Raw genomic sequence first — 14,129 nt, forward strand, 5'->3', positions numbered from 1 at the left:
TCTAGTCATGCACCATCAATCGACTTATTCATCGACAGGCGCTATAAGGGCAGAGAACAAAATATCACAGCTTGATCCAGATCAACGAACCCCGAGGAAATGTACGAAACAACGCGAACCATGGGGCAAGGAAAAGTCGTTACTCTCGATTTTTCATGACAGACATCGATTCGTTTTTTTGGAGGAGCACAAGTTGAGCCTGACATTGACTGGATTCGACAACAAGGTGGCCCTGGTGACCGGCGCAGGACGCATGCGCAGCATCGGCCGGCCGATTGCCCTGACCCTGGCCAGGGCCGGTTGCGACGTGGTATTGACCGGCACCGGCAAGTCGCCGTCCCTCTACCCCGCCGACGAGCAGGCGGCCGGCTGGCGCGACATCGAGTCGGTGGCCGACGAGATCCGCGCCCTGGGCCGCCGCGCCCTGCCGCTGGTGTCCGATGTCGCCGACCCCGAAGCGGTGGAGGCCCTGTCCCGGCGCGTGGTGGCGGAACTGGGCCGGATCGATTTCGTGGTCAACAACGCCGGTTCCACCCGCGGCCAGGACCGCCAGCCGGTGGCGACCCTGCCGGTCAGCGAATGGCAGCGGGTGATCGACACCAATCTCAATGGCAGCTTCTACATGTGCCAGGCCTTCGCCCGGCGCATGATCGAAGGCAAGCAGGGCGGCGCCATCATCAACATCTCCACCCTCGGCGCCCGGCTGCTGGCCGCCGGCACCGCCGCCTACGCCAGTTCCAAGGTGGCGATCAACGGCCTGACCACCATCCTCTCCGGGGAACTGGGCCAGTACGGTATACGGGTGAATGGAGTCTGCCCCGGCCTGATCGATACCAGCCGGCTGGACGACGTGGGCCGGGGCGATGCCTGGAACGGCCTGGTGAAGAGCTTCATTCCCCTCGGCCGGGCCGGTACCGGCGAGGACATCGCGAACATGGTGGCCTTCCTCTGCAGCGACCAGGGCGCCTGGATCAGCGGTCAGAGCATCTACGTGGACGGGGGCTATACCAACGTGCCCCTGATGGGGGCCTGACCCGGCGCAGACATGGCCGCCGGCGGCGCCCGGCTTCAATGCAGCTTGCGCGGCATGGACAGCAGGAATTCGGCGATCGGGGCCTCGAACTGGGTGCCGTCCTCAGCGGTCAGCTGATAGCTGCCGCGCATCGTCCCCACCGGGGTCTCCAGCACGCAGCCGCTGGTGTATTCGAAGCTCTGCCCCGGCTGCAGCAGCGGCTGATGACCGACCACGCCCAGGCCGCGCACTTCCTCCACCTTGCCGGTGGCATCGGCGATCAGCCAGTGGCGGGAAATCAGCTGCGCCGCCACGCTGCCGACGTTGGCGATGGTGATGGTGTAGGCGAAGGTGTGACGTCCGTTTTCCGGATCGGACTGCTCCGGCAGGTACTGGGTCGCGACGGACACCTGGATCTCGTATTTCTTGGACTCGGCCATAGCTCGCAATTGCACACCAAAACGGCGCCGGCCGCAATGGCGCCGAGCCGGTAAAATCGCGGCTTCGCCAACGAGGGTCTGCCCATGTACCGCATCGCTCCCAGCCTCCTCTCCGCCAATTTCGCCAAGCTCGGCGAGGAGGTGCAGAACGTCGTCGCCGCCGGCGCCGACTGGATCCACTTCGACGTGATGGACAACCATTACGTCCCCAACCTGACCATCGGGCCGTTGGTGTGCGAGGCCATCCGCCCGCTGACCGAGGCGCCCATCGACGTGCACCTGATGGTGAAGCCGGTGGATCGCATCGTGCCGGACTTCGCCAAGGCCGGCGCCAACATCATCACCTTCCATCCCGAAGCCTCCGAGCACATCGACCGCACCCTTGGTCTGATCCGCGATTCCGGCTGCCAGGCCGGCCTGGTGTTCAACCCGGCGACGCCGCTCCATTACATGGACCACGTGATGGACAAGCTCGACCTGGTGCTGCTGATGAGCGTGAACCCCGGCTTCGGCGGCCAGAAGTTCATCCCCGGCACCCTGGACAAGCTGCGCCAGGCCCGGGCCCGGATCGACGCCTACGCAGCGCAGAGCGGCCGCAAGATATTGCTGGAGATCGACGGCGGGGTGAAGGCCGACAACATCGCCGAGATCGCCCGCGCCGGGGCCGACACCTTCGTCGCCGGCTCCGCCGTGTTCGGCGCCGCGCGGGATGGCGATCCCCACCGCTACGACTCGGTCATCGGTGCCATGCGCGCCGAACTGGCGAGCATCTGAACCGCCGCAGCACGATTCGGTCACGCCTGATGCAGTTTCCCCTGCCCATTCGTTCGGTCACCCTGGACCTGGACGGCACCCTGCTCGACACCGCACCGGACCTGGCCGAGGCGGCCAACGCGATGCTGGCCGAGCTGGGGCTGCCCCGGCGCAGCGAAACCGAGATCCGCGACTTCATCGGCAAGGGCATTCCCAACCTGGTGAAGCGTTCCATCACCTTCGAGCGGGAACCGGACGCCGAGGCCCTGGCCCGCGCGGAGTCGGCGTTCCGCCGCCACTACGCGGTCTGCAACGGCCGCAGGAGCCGCCCCTATCCAGGCGTGGTCGAGGGCCTGGAGCGGCTGCGCGCCCTGGGCCTGAAGCTGGCCATCATCACCAACAAGGCCGGCGCCTTCACCGAGCCGCTGTTGGCGGCCTCGGGGCTGCTGCCCTACGTGGAATTCACCATCGCCGGCGACACCCTGCCGAAGAAGAAGCCCGATCCCCTGCCCCTGCAGCACGCCTGCCAGCGCCTGGGCGTGGCGCCGGCGCAGAATCTGCACGTCGGCGACTCCCAGAACGACTTCCAGGCGGCGCGTGCCGCCGGCTGCCCGGTGTTCCTGGTGCCCTACGGCTACACCGAGGGCGCGGATGTGCGCCAGCTGGAGTGCGATGCTATAGTCGCCTCGCTGGTCCAAGCGGCTGAACTCATCAGCGCAGCCTGAACAAGAAGAAAGTCCCACGCAAAGTGCTCCACCAGAACCTGCAAATCACTCGGAAACATGCCCTGGGGGCGGAGGCCTGGCCCTGGCGTCGCCAGCGCCGGCACTGAATCCCCCCCTCGCTTTCCGCGCGCCGCTCCCCGTCGCGCACCCCTTGCAGAATTTCCGTGGAGTCATCATGAACGAATCCGAATTCAACCGGCTCGCCGCCCTCGGCTACAACCGCATCCCGGTCAGCGCCGAGACCTTCGCCGACCTCGACACACCGCTCTCCATCTACCTGAAGCTGGCCGACGCGCCCTACACCTACCTGCTGGAATCGGTGCAGGGCGGCGAGCGCTTCGGCCGCTATTCCTTCATCGGCCTGGCCGCCGGTACCCGCATCGAGGTCCATGACCGGCGGGTGACGGTGATCGAGAACGAGTCCGTGGCGGAGCTGCGCACCGACATCGATCCGCTGGACTTCGTCGGCGAGTTCATGGCCCGCTACCAGGTGCCCGACCTGCCCCAGTTGCCCCGTCTCTACGGCGGTCTGGTGGGTGCCTTCGGCTATGACACCATCCGTTACATCGAACCGCGCCTGGCGCCGGGGCGCAAGCCCGACGGCGAAGACATCCCCGACATCCTGCTGCTGCTCTCCGAGGAAATCGCGGTGGTGGACAATCTCTCGGGCAAGTTGACCCTGGTGGTCTATGCCGACCCCCGCGAATCCGGCGCCCACGCCCGCGCGCAGGCGCGCCTGCGCGGCCTGGTGGCGCGCTTGCGGGAACCGGCGGCGATCCCCGCCGACACCCGGGCCGAGAGCGTGCCCGCCGTCTCCGAATTCGGCGAGGAGGCCTTCAAGGCGGCGGTGCTGAAGGCCAAGCAGTACATCGTAGACGGCGACCTGATGCAGGTGGTGCTCTCCCAGCGCATGACCAAGCCCTTCGTCGCCTCGCCGCTGGCCCTGTACCGGTCGCTGCGCACCCTGAACCCGTCGCCCTACATGTTCTATTTCAACTTCGGCGCGTTCCACGTGGTCGGCGCCTCGCCGGAGATACTGGTGCGGCTGGAGGACGGCAAGGTCACCGTGCGCCCCATCGCCGGCACCCGCAAGCGCGGCGCCACGCCGGAGGAGGACGCCGCCCTGGCCGCCGACCTGCTGGCCGACGAGAAGGAACGCTCGGAACACCTGCAACTGCTGGACCTGGGCCGCAACGACGCCGGGCGGGTGGCCCGGACCGGCACCGTCAAGGTCACCGAGCGTTTCGTGATCGAACGCTACTCCCACGTGATGCACATCGTCTCCAACGTGGAAGGGGAGCTGCGCGAAGGCGAGAACGCGCTGTCGGTGCTGAAAGCCACTTTCCCCGCCGGCACCGTGTCCGGCGCGCCCAAGGTGCGGGCGATGGAAATCATCGACGAACTGGAGCCCAGCAAGCGCGGCATCTACGCCGGCGCCGTGGGCTACGTCGGTTTCAACGGCGACATGGATCTGGCCATCGCCATCCGCACCGCCGTGGTCAAGGACCAGACGCTCTACGTCCAGGCCGGCGCCGGCATCGTCTACGACTCCAACCCCGACGCCGAATGGGAGGAGACCCGCAACAAGGCGCGCGCCCTGCTGCGCGCCGCCGAGGTGGCCGAGGCGGGACTGGATACCCGCCTCGACTGAAGCCGGCCGCAGCGGCAGCCGTTTAACGCAAAAACCCGGGGTGCCGGCTGACTTCGAGCGCAGCGGGCACACTGCGCCTCAGGATGTCAAATCCTGACCATGGGCATTACCCGATCTCGATCACCGTGCGGATGCCTTTGCCGGCGCCCAGGTCGGCGAAGGCTTCGTTGATCTCCGCCAGCGGCCGGCGCTGGGTGATCAGGCTCGCCAGGTCCAGCCGGCCGGCGCGCCAGAAGGCCAGCAGCCGCAGGATGTCGTAGCTGGCGTGGGCGCCGCCGAGCAGGCTGCCCATCAGCTTCTTCTCCATGGAGGCGAAGAGCACGGCATTCTGGATGGTCACCGACTGGTCGAAGGGCGGCGCTCCCACGCAGATCGTGGTGCCGCCGGGCCGGGTGGCCGTGATGCCGAGTTCGATCAGCGCCGCCGCGCCCGCCGTCTCGAACGCGTAATCGACGCCGATGCCGTTGGTGAGGCCATAGGCGATCGCCAGCGGATCTTCCCGCGTGGGATCCACCACGTGGCTGGCGCCCAGGCGCAGGGCGGCTTCGCGCCGCTCGGCCACCGGGTCGGAGACGATGATGGTGGATGCCGCCGCCAGGCGCGCGCCCTGCACGGTGGACAGCCCGACGCCGCCAGCGCCCAGGATCAGCACCGTGGCGCCCTCCACCACGCGGGCGGTGTTGAGCACCGCGCCGACGCCGGTGCGCACCGCGCAGCCCGTCACGCAGGCCAGGTCGAGCGGGATGTCGGCGTCGATCTTCACCGCCGAAGCGGCCGGCGCCACCACGAATTCAGCCAGGGCGCCGACGCCGACGCCGCGCAGCACCCGGCGCCCCTGTCGCGACAAGCCGGTCTCGCCGTCGGGCAGGGCATGAGTGATCAGCGCCTGGGTGGCATGGGCGCAGATGCTGTGCTCGCCACGCTGGCAGAAATAGCACTGACCACAGGGATAGATGGCGTTCAGCACCACCGCGTCACCGGGCTGCAGATGGGTGACGCCCGGTCCCACCGATTCGACCACGCCCGCCGCCTCATGGCCGACGATGATCGGCTCGGCCACCGGGAAGGTGCCCTTGACCACGCTGTAATCGGAATGGCAGAGACTGCAATAGCGCACCCGCACCCGCACTTCGCCGACCCGCGGGGCGATGATTTCCACGTCGTCCACGACGCTCAGGGGCGCTCCCGGTTGTTCCAGCACGGCTGCACGCATCGATTTTCTCCAGGCAAGTTGATGTCGGTCGCCCGACAGGGCGGGGGAATTCTAGGAGCAAAGGCGACCGCCGCCCGTAGCGGGTTCCCAATTTGGGTGGGCGCTCAGCCGACGCATGCGCCGCCCGCCGGGTCCATGCCCGCGCCAATGCCCATCTCATAGTGCACCGCCAGCCAGACCGTCGGCTGATCGGGATCGGTCCAGTCGACGCGATGGCGGCAATGGGGCGGCAGGTCGATCCAGTCGCCGGGCGCCAAACAACGCGGGGACGCCTCCCCTTCCAGCCACAGCCGGGCCCGGCCGGACAGCAGCAGCACCCACTCGCCGTCGGGCTGGTCGTACCAGAAGCCGGGCGGGCTGGCCTGGCCGGTGGAAACGATGCGCTCGATACGCAGACCAGGCCGCGCCAGCAATTCCTCAAAAGCCTCCCGTCCTCCAGCGGCGGCGGGAAGTCCCTGCAACAGATTGCCCGCGGCGGCCGGCGCGCCGCGATGCTCGATGGCGTCATTCATGGCGAAACCAAAATACGAACACGGTCGGCAGCATGGGCGGCATGGGAGGGGACTGTCAACACCGGCCCGGCCATGAGATGATCCGCCCCTTTGCCGTCCACGCGGGGATCCCCATGGGCGGCGCGGAACCCGTCATCAGGAGAAGTTACATGCAAGGAAAAGTCTGTGTCGTCACCGGCGCCTCGCGCGGCGTCGGCAAGGGCATCGCCCTGGCCCTGGGCGCCATGGGGGCAACCGTCTATGTCACGGGGCGCAGCGCCAAGCCGACCGACTCGCCGCTGGGCGGCACGGTGGACGCCACCGCAGCGGAGATCACGGCGCGCGGCGGCAAGGGCGTCGCCGTCCATTGCGACCATGGCGACGAGGCGTCCGTCGCGGCCCTGTTCGAACGGGTCAAGCGCGAAGCGGGACGGCTGGACATCCTGGTCAACAACGCCATCGCCCTCCCCGACGAACTGACCCTGGTCAAGCCCTTCTGGCAGAAGTCCCTGAAGGAATTGTCGCTGCTCGACGTCGGCCTGCGCTCCAACTACGTGACCACCTGGAATGCCGCGCCGCTGCTGGTCGAGAGCAGGGGCCTCGTGGTGTTCACCTCATCCTTCGGCGGCACCTGCTACATGCACGGCCCGGCCTACGGCGCGGGCAAGGCCGGCACCGACAAGATGGCCCACGACATGGCCCACGACTTCAAACCGTTCGATGTGACGGCGATTTCCCTCTGGCTCGGCCTGGTCAGGACCGAGCGCACCAACAACGTCTGCGCCGCGGAGCCGGAAAAGTACGGTGCCGCCTTCAAGGTCGCCGAATCGCCCGAGTTTCCCGGCCGCGTGATCGCCGCGCTCCACAACGATCCGGAGCGGCAGTCCCTCTCCGGCGCGATCCAGGTGGCGGCGGAACTGGGCAAGCGCTACGGCGTCACCGATCTGGAAGGCCGTCAGCCGCCTTCCTACCGCCGTGCCCTGGGCAACCCGACCGAGTTCTCGGCGGCGGTGGTGGAATAGGCAGTCAATCAAAACAATTCACGGAGGAGAGAATCAATGACTCAGGAGAAGAAAGGCCGCGTTGCCGGCAAAGTAACCATCATCACCGGCGGCGCCAGCGGCGTGGGGCGCGAGGACGCGCTGTTGTTCGCCCGGGAAGGCGCCCGGGTGGTGATCACCGACGTCAACGAAGACGCCGGCCAGGCCCTGGCCCGGGAGATCGGCGGCGACGCCCTGTTCCTGCGCCACGACATCACCCGCGAGGACGACTGGCAGCGGGTGATGGCCGCCACGGTGGAACGCTTCGGCCGCCTGGACGTGCTGGTGAATAACGCCGGCATCCTGATGCCTTCCGCGCTGGAGGACACCACGCTGGAGCTCTGGCGCAAGATCCAGACGGTCAACGTGGAAGGCTACTTCCTCGGTTGCAAGCACGCGGTTCGGGAGATGAAGCAGACCGGCGGCGGCTCCATTGTCAATATGTCCTCCCTGGCGGGCTTGTCGGGCCTGGCGATGTTTTCCGCCTACTGTGCCAGCAAGCACGCAGTGGTGGGTCTGAGCCGCAGCGTGGCGGCCTATTGCAAGACCAAGGGCTACAACATCCGCAGCAACACCATCCACCCCGACGGCATCAACACGCCGATGGTCGCCGCGATGGTGAATCACATGGACCTGCTGTCCCAGGTGACCAGCCGCAATCCCGACATGCCCCGCTCGACGGACCCGATCAACATCGCCAACGTGGTGCTGTTCCTGGCGTCCGACGAGTCTCAGTTCATCAACGGCGCCGAACTGCGGGTGGACAACGCCTTCCTCTCCAGCGGCGACTGAGCGGCATCCAGCATCGGCGCCTCACGGGCTTGGCCTGGAGGCGCCTGCTTCACTCCGCCGTGTCCGGCTCGGCCCACAGATCGGGCTGATCGGCGCTGTGCTCGCGTACCAGGCGCAACAGCAGGGTCTTGAGGGCGAAGGCATCCACCTCGCCCAGCACGCTCAACACTTCGGATTCCCGCGCCTTGGAAGCGGCCATCAGATGCAAGGTGACGTCGCGCCCCTTGTCGGTGAGACGATAGCGCGGCTCGCCAGCCTCGTCGCGGGCCACCAGCCCCATGTCGCCGATGTCGGCCAGCAGCGCGGCCGTGGCATTGGCACCCTGCCCCAGCAGGGCCATCGCATCCTGATGGCTCATGGTCTGGCGCAGGGTCAGCAGGCTGAGCAGGGAATAGGCGTCGTCGGACAGACCCAGGGCATGGACCTGGCGTCGCACCGGCTGATAGAAATGGTGGCTGGCCCGGCTCAATAGATAGCCCAGATGATCCTCGCCGAAACTGCCCGCCATGCGCGCGCTGCGCGGCTCGTCCATCTCTCCCCGGCGCGCCGACAGCGCGTACTGGCCGGCATGGTAGATCAGCGGGGCGCGCTGGTTGCAATCGAACTCCAGCACCTCGCCGACGAAAATCAGATGGTCGCCGCCATCGTGGCGGAAAGAAGTCTTGCACTGAAAGCGCGCCGCGCAGCCCGGCAGCAGCGGCAGGCCGGCGATGCCCGACTCCAGCGCGACGTGGGCGAACTTGTCGCCGCCGCTACGGGCGAAGCGGACCGAGAGGTCGGCCTGATCGGCGGCCAGCACATGAACGGCGAAATGCTGCGCCTGCTCGAAGACCGGCATGCTCTTCGCCGTCCGGGCCAGGCTCCACAACACCATCGGCGGCTCCAGGGAGACGGAATTGAAGCTGTTCGCGGTGAGCCCCACCGGCGTGCCGTCGGCGGCACGCGTGGTGATCACGGTGACGCCGGTGGCGAAGCTGCCCAGGGCGGTACGGAAGTCGCGGGCGTCGATGGTCGGACGGGACATGGGGATTTCGGGAACGCGCTCAGAGGCGACGGATCTTGTCTACCAGCGCGGTGGTCGAGCGCTGATGAATGAAGGGAATCGAGTGCACCGCCCCGCCCCAGCCCCGCACCTCGCCATAACCGACGATCCGCTCGACGGGCCAGTCGCCGCCCTTGACCAGAACCTCCGGACGGCAATCGAGAATGCGCTGGAGCGGCGTGTCCTCGTCGAACCAGGTGACCAGGGACACGCACTCCAGGGCGGCCATCACCGCCATGCGATCCTCCAGGCGGTTGATGGGCCGGTCGTCGCCCTTGCCCAGGCGTTTCACCGAGGCGTCGGTGTTGAGCGCCACCACCATCGCCGCACCGAGCGCGCGGGCCTGGGCCAGATAGGTGACGTGGCCGCGATGCAGGATGTCGAAACAGCCGTTGGTGAACACCAGCGGACGGGGCAGCGCGGCGACGCGGGCGGCCAGATCGGCGGGCGCGCAGCATTTGGCCTCGAAGGCCGGAGCGGAGTAATTCATCGGCTTGGCGGGGGAGGACTCAGGGCGCGCGGGCCGGCTGTCTGCCGCCGGCGCTGGTGGCCGGCGCCCCGCTGCCTTGCGCCGCCTGGTTGTCCAGGCGACGCGCCTCCTCGTCGGAGATGACCTCCATGACGCGCACCACTTTCAGCACGCCGCCCGTGGTGCGGGCGATATCCACCGCGTCATTGGCTTCCCGGCGCGTCACCAGTCCCATCAGGTAGACCACGCCGGCCTCGGTCACCACCTTGACGTTGTTGGCGGGGAACTTGGCGGCATCGACGAAACGCCCCTTGACCTTGGAGGTGATGAAACTGTCGTTGCTGCGGGAGCCCAGGGAACTGACCCCGGCGATCTGCAATTCGTTGGCGATCGACTTCACGTTCGGCACGCCGGCGGCGATCCTGTCGATGTCGGCCTTGACCCCGGCGCTCGGCGCCTCGCCGGTCAACAGCAGGGCATGGTTGAAGCTGGTGGCATTGACATGGACCTGGTCGCCATACTTCTCGTTGATCCGCGACACCGCGCGCAGCTCGATGGCCTCGTCGGCGAGATAGATCTCCGAAGGGCGCCGGTCGGCGAGTATCAGCGCGGTGGCGCCGACGCCCACGGCGGCGGCGCCGAAACAGCCGGCCAGCAGCGGCGCCGTCAGGCCGGCGGCCAGGGTCCAGGTGGCAAGGGTCTTGTCGAGTCTCATGGCGCGTCTCCAAAAAGCAGTTGGTCGATGCCGTCGCACAGGCAGTGCAGGGCCAGCAAATGCACTTCCTGGATGCGGGCGGTCTTGTCGGCCGGGACGCACAGATGCACGTCGCCGGGCGCCAGCAACGCGGCCATCCTCCCCCCCTGCTTGCCGGTCAGCGCCACCACGGCGATGCCCTTATGGTGCGCCACCTTGATGGCCTCGATCACGTTGGGCGAGTTCCCGCTGGTGGAAATCGCCAGCAGCACGTCGCCCTTGCGCCCCAGCGCATGGACCTGCTTGGAAAAGACGTCCTCGTAGCGGTAGTCGTTGGCGATCGATGTCAGGGTCGAAGTGTCGGTGCTGAGCGCGATGGCGGACAGCGGCGGCCGCTCGCGCTCGAAGCGGTTGATCAGCTCGGCGGCGAAATGCTGGGAATCGCCGGCGGAGCCGCCGTTGCCGCAGGCCATGATCTTGCCGTCGGCGCGGAGGCAGGCCGCCATCAGATCGACGGCACGGGCGATGGGACCGACCATCGCAGCCTCGGCGGCCTGCTTGGTGGCGATGCTGGCCTGGAACTGGCCGCGAATGCGCTGCTCGATGCTCATGGGGCTGCCTTGTATTGGAATCGGTACATTTTAGCCTCTGATCCCACCCCGGACAGCCGAATCAGCCTTTCACAGCGCCACAAATACCTCGACCAGCACCCGCTGCCAGGGGTTCCGATGCTGGCGCAGGCGCGCGATGCGCGCCTCGACCCGGCCGCCGCGGTCCAGTTCCGTCGCCACCGCCCGGTTCTCGGCCCGGGGCAGATAGCCCAGCTTCTCGCCGCGCCATTCCACGCGCACCGCCCAGGCATCGTGGGGGTTGTCCGGCTCCCGCACCAGGTCCAGCCGGTCGCCCTCGCGCATTTCGTCCCAGCGGGCGTTGCCGGCGTAATACTGGAAACCCGCCAGGGGCGAACTCTGCACCAGCATGCGGATACTGTCGGCCACCGCCGGCAGGGCCCACAGGCAGCAGGCGCTGACGCTAATCCGCAGAAAACGCATCGCGCAACCACTCGATCCGCGCCGGATCGAGACCGTCCATCAGCACGCAGTCGAAACGGCAGGGCCGTTCGCCGTGGCGCTGCAGATAATGACTCGCCGCCAGCCGCAGGCGGCGCTGCTTGGCGCGCGTGACGCTGGCCGCGGCGCCGCCGAAGTCGGCCCGGCTGCGCAGTCTCACCTCGACGAACAGCAGCATCTCGCCCAGTTGCCCGACCAGATCGATCTCGCCCCCCTTGATCCGGTAGTTGCGGGCCAGGATGTCTACGCCCCGGGCGCGCAAATACGCGGCGGCCAGATCCTCCGCCGCCGCGCCGCGCTTGCGCGTGAGGGCCTCGCGCCGGAAAATGCGGCCAATGAGCGACATATCGAACCCCGCGCCAAATAAGACAACAGCATTGTACGTGGTGGCGACGCCCCTGGGAAACCTGGGCGACATCACCCTGCGCGCCGTGGACATCCTGAAACAGGCGGACCTCATCGCCTGCGAGGACACGCGCCATGCCCGGCGCCTGCTCGACCACTACGGCATCCGGACGCCGACCCTCGCCGTGCATGAGCACAACGAACGGGAGGCGGGCGAAAAACTGGTCGCCCGGCTGCGCCAGGGCCAGAGTGTGGCGCTGATTTCCGACGCCGGCACGCCGGCCGTCTCCGACCCCGGCGCCCGGGTCGTGGCGGCGGTGCAGGCGGCGGGGTTTCCAGTCGTCCCGCTGCCCGGCGCCAACGCTGCCATCGCGGCCCTGTCCGCCTCCGGCCTCGCCGATGAACATTTCCTGTTCGTCGGCTTCCTGCCGCCCAAGCCCGGCCCGCGGCGCACCCAGATCGCCGCCTTGGCCGCCGTTCCCGCCGCCCTGGTGTTCTACGAGGCGCCGCACCGGGTGGAGGAGACCGTCGCCGACCTGGTCGCGCTGCTGGAGCCGGGACGGGAACTGGTGGTGGCACGGGAACTGACCAAGCTCTTCGAACAGATCGTACGCCTGCCCCTGGCCGAGGCGCCGGCCTGGTTCGCCGCCGACGACAACCGTCGCCGCGGCGAATTCGTGCTGATCGTTTCCGCCCCGCCGCCGCGCACAGGACTGGACGACGAAGCCGAGCGCGTACTGAAGCTGCTGCTGGCGGAACTGCCGGTGAAGCAGGCGGCCAAGCTGGCGGCGGCGATCACCGGCCAGGGCAGGAACGCGCTGTACCAGCGGGCGCTGGAACTCAAAGACCTATAATCGGACACCATGAAAACCCTCACGATCACCCGCCCCGACGACTGGCATCTGCACTTGCGCGACGGCGACGCCCTCCAGGCCGTCCTGCCCGACACCGCCAGGCGCTTCGCCCGCGCCATCATCATGCCCAACCTGAGGCCGCCGGTGACCACCGTGGCCCAGGCCGGCGCCTACCGGGAGCGCATCCTGGCCGCGCTGCCCGCCGGCCTAGTCTTCGAGCCGCTGATGACGCTGTATCTGACCGACAATACGCCGCCAGCCGAGATCGATGCCGCCCGCGCCAGCGGCATCGTCCATGCCGTGAAGCTCTATCCGGCCGGGGCCACCACCAACTCCGACGCCGGCGTGACCGACCTGGCCAGGTGCCGCGCCGCCCTCGCCCGCATGGAAGCGCTGGGCATGCCGCTGCTGGTGCATGGCGAGGCGACCGACCCGGCGGTGGACGTCTTCGACCGCGAGGCGGTGTTCATCGACACCGTGCTCTCGCCGCTGCTGCGGGACTTCCCCGCCCTCAAGGTGGTGCTGGAGCACGTCACCACCCGCGAAGGCGTCCAGTTCGTCGCCGCGGCGGGGCGCAACGTGGCGGCGACGATCACCGCCCACCACCTGCTGCTCAACCGCAATGCGCTCTTCGCCGGCGGCATCCGCCCCCACCATTACTGCCTGCCGGTGCTGAAACGGGAGGCCCACCGCCAGGCGCTGGTGGCGGCCGCGGCCTCGGGCAATCCGAAATTCTTCCTCGGCACCGATTCGGCGCCCCACGCCAGAAGCACCAAGGAAACATCCTGCGGTTGCGCCGGCTGCTACACCGCCCATGCCGGCATCGAGCTCTATGCCGAGGCTTTCGAGGCGGCGGGCACCCTGGACAAGCTGGAAGCCTTCGCCAGCTTCCATGGCCCCGACTTCTACGGCCTGCCGCGCAACCGCGAACGCATCACCCTCGTCGCGGAACCCTGGCCAGTGGCGGCGAGCCAGCCGATGCTGACGAATGACCCCCTGGTGCCGCTGCGGGCGGGGGAGACCGTGGCCTGGAAACTGGTGGACGAAAAATGAAATCACCGACCCGCCTCGTCTTCTCCTGTCTGCTGGCGCTGCTCCTGACCGGCTGCGACGCCGACTCGGCCTCCTACCTGATCGACGGCAATCGCGACCATTCCCTGTCCGTGCTGCGTGACAAGCCCTGGCCCTGGAGCGACTGGGAGGTGTCCCTGGTGGTGACGCGGCTGCCCGAGTGCATGCGCCGCCATCGCCTGAAGAATGCGCCGGCCGACGGCAACTTCAAGCTGGAGCTGTATGAATCCCTCGAAGGCGGCTTCATCCTGCACCAGGGCAAGCGCTGGTACGTCACGGAGACCGGCAAGTGTGCGTTCCAGGCATTCAAGGAGCCGCCGCCGGAGCCGGGTCTGCCGCTCGGCACTTTCGACGAAAAGGACGGCAGCCTGAAATTCAGGGCCGCCGTGAACAAGCCGGGGGCCTGAACGCCCAAACCGCATCCGCTGCGTGCGCACGCAGCGTCCGTCCCCGTTTTTCCGCGGAGC

General features: G+C 67.9%; 18 protein-coding genes. 9 read left to right on the top strand and 9 right to left on the bottom strand.

Annotation, left to right across the window (positions count from 1 at the left end; genetic code table 11):
• The first annotated feature begins 193 nt into the window (after positions 1–193).
• Entirely contained in the window at positions 194–1,033 is an 840-nt protein-coding gene (locus tag B9N43_RS09150; RefSeq protein WP_145841959.1) for an SDR family NAD(P)-dependent oxidoreductase, read from the top strand.
• A 35-nt stretch (positions 1,034–1,068) separates the two neighbouring features.
• Here the strand turns inward: B9N43_RS09150 and apaG are convergent, their stop codons facing one another.
• The gene (gene apaG, locus B9N43_RS09155; protein WP_145841960.1) at positions 1,069–1,452 is read right to left on the bottom strand and encodes a Co2+/Mg2+ efflux protein ApaG; all 384 of its coding nucleotides are present in this window, start codon (positions 1,450–1,452) and stop codon (positions 1,069–1,071) included.
• Positions 1,453–1,536: 84 nt separating this feature from the next.
• On the opposite strand from apaG, the gene rpe reads away from it, so the two are divergent.
• The 3 genes from rpe (at position 1,537) to trpE (ending at position 4,581) form a co-directional block, all read left to right on the top strand.
• Positions 1,537–2,226, top strand: a complete 690-nt coding sequence (gene rpe / locus B9N43_RS09160) for a ribulose-phosphate 3-epimerase (protein WP_145841961.1) — start codon at positions 1,537–1,539, stop codon at positions 2,224–2,226.
• Between the two features lie 29 nt (positions 2,227–2,255).
• The gene (locus B9N43_RS09165; protein ID WP_145841962.1) at positions 2,256–2,930 is read left to right on the top strand and encodes a phosphoglycolate phosphatase; all 675 of its coding nucleotides are present in this window, start codon (positions 2,256–2,258) and stop codon (positions 2,928–2,930) included.
• A gap of 175 nt (positions 2,931–3,105) precedes the next feature.
• On the top strand, positions 3,106–4,581 hold the full coding sequence (gene trpE, locus B9N43_RS09170; RefSeq protein WP_145841963.1) for an anthranilate synthase component I: 1,476 nt from the start codon (positions 3,106–3,108) through the stop codon (positions 4,579–4,581).
• Positions 4,582–4,687: 106 nt separating this feature from the next.
• Here the strand turns inward: trpE and B9N43_RS09175 are convergent, their stop codons facing one another.
• Both B9N43_RS09175 and B9N43_RS09180 read right to left on the bottom strand, forming a co-directional pair.
• On the bottom strand, positions 4,688–5,794 hold the full coding sequence (locus tag B9N43_RS09175) for a Zn-dependent alcohol dehydrogenase (protein WP_145841964.1): 1,107 nt from the start codon (positions 5,792–5,794) through the stop codon (positions 4,688–4,690).
• A gap of 104 nt (positions 5,795–5,898) precedes the next feature.
• Positions 5,899–6,306 (bottom strand): cupin domain-containing protein, encoded by a 408-nt coding sequence (locus B9N43_RS09180; protein WP_145841965.1) that lies wholly within the window; start codon positions 6,304–6,306, stop codon positions 5,899–5,901.
• Between the two features lie 149 nt (positions 6,307–6,455).
• Between B9N43_RS09180 and B9N43_RS09185 the strand changes: the two genes are divergently transcribed.
• Both B9N43_RS09185 and B9N43_RS09190 read left to right on the top strand, forming a co-directional pair.
• Entirely contained in the window at positions 6,456–7,307 is an 852-nt protein-coding gene (locus tag B9N43_RS09185; RefSeq protein WP_145841966.1) for an SDR family NAD(P)-dependent oxidoreductase, read from the top strand.
• A gap of 36 nt (positions 7,308–7,343) precedes the next feature.
• On the top strand, positions 7,344–8,117 hold the full coding sequence (locus tag B9N43_RS09190; protein ID WP_145841967.1) for a glucose 1-dehydrogenase: 774 nt from the start codon (positions 7,344–7,346) through the stop codon (positions 8,115–8,117).
• Positions 8,118–8,166: 49 nt separating this feature from the next.
• On the opposite strand, the gene B9N43_RS09195 is transcribed toward B9N43_RS09190, so the two are convergent.
• From B9N43_RS09195 to B9N43_RS09220, 6 genes are all read right to left on the bottom strand, one after another.
• Positions 8,167–9,141: a flavin reductase gene (locus B9N43_RS09195; protein ID WP_145841968.1), complete on the bottom strand. Its 975-nt coding sequence runs from the start codon at positions 9,139–9,141 to the stop codon at positions 8,167–8,169.
• Positions 9,142–9,160: 19 nt separating this feature from the next.
• Positions 9,161–9,649, bottom strand: a complete 489-nt coding sequence (rfaE2, locus tag B9N43_RS09200) for a D-glycero-beta-D-manno-heptose 1-phosphate adenylyltransferase (protein WP_145841969.1) — start codon at positions 9,647–9,649, stop codon at positions 9,161–9,163.
• Positions 9,650–9,668: 19 nt separating this feature from the next.
• Positions 9,669–10,343: a BON domain-containing protein gene (locus tag B9N43_RS09205; RefSeq protein ID WP_145841970.1), complete on the bottom strand. Its 675-nt coding sequence runs from the start codon at positions 10,341–10,343 to the stop codon at positions 9,669–9,671.
• Positions 10,340–10,933 (bottom strand): phosphoheptose isomerase, encoded by a 594-nt coding sequence (locus tag B9N43_RS09210; protein WP_145841971.1) that lies wholly within the window; start codon positions 10,931–10,933, stop codon positions 10,340–10,342. The genes B9N43_RS09205 and B9N43_RS09210 overlap by 4 nt, the downstream gene beginning before the upstream one ends.
• A 69-nt stretch (positions 10,934–11,002) precedes the next feature.
• Positions 11,003–11,374, bottom strand: coding sequence for an HIRAN domain-containing protein (locus B9N43_RS09215; protein ID WP_145841972.1), 372 nt, complete (start codon positions 11,372–11,374; stop codon positions 11,003–11,005).
• Entirely contained in the window at positions 11,355–11,738 is a 384-nt protein-coding gene (locus tag B9N43_RS09220) for a YraN family protein (protein ID WP_145841973.1), read from the bottom strand. Before B9N43_RS09220 ends, B9N43_RS09215 begins: the two co-directional genes overlap by 20 nt.
• A gap of 40 nt (positions 11,739–11,778) precedes the next feature.
• Between B9N43_RS09220 and rsmI the strand changes: the two genes are divergently transcribed.
• The 3 genes from rsmI to B9N43_RS09235 are packed head-to-tail and all read left to right on the top strand — an operon-like array spanning position 11,779 to position 14,069.
• On the top strand, positions 11,779–12,591 hold the full coding sequence (rsmI, locus tag B9N43_RS09225; RefSeq protein WP_409994717.1) for a 16S rRNA (cytidine(1402)-2'-O)-methyltransferase: 813 nt from the start codon (positions 11,779–11,781) through the stop codon (positions 12,589–12,591).
• 9 nt (positions 12,592–12,600) lie between these two features.
• Complete coding sequence (pyrC, locus tag B9N43_RS09230) at positions 12,601–13,644, top strand: dihydroorotase (RefSeq protein WP_145841975.1); 1,044 nt, start codon at positions 12,601–12,603, stop codon at positions 13,642–13,644.
• A complete protein-coding gene (locus tag B9N43_RS09235; protein WP_145841976.1) occupies positions 13,641–14,069 on the top strand; it encodes a hypothetical protein in 429 nt (142 codons plus the stop codon). Before pyrC ends, B9N43_RS09235 begins: the two co-directional genes overlap by 4 nt.
• The last annotated feature ends 60 nt before the right edge of the window (positions 14,070–14,129 follow it).

This window comes from Denitratisoma sp. DHT3 (assembly GCF_007833355.1).
GTDB lineage: Bacteria > Pseudomonadota > Gammaproteobacteria > Burkholderiales > Rhodocyclaceae > Denitratisoma.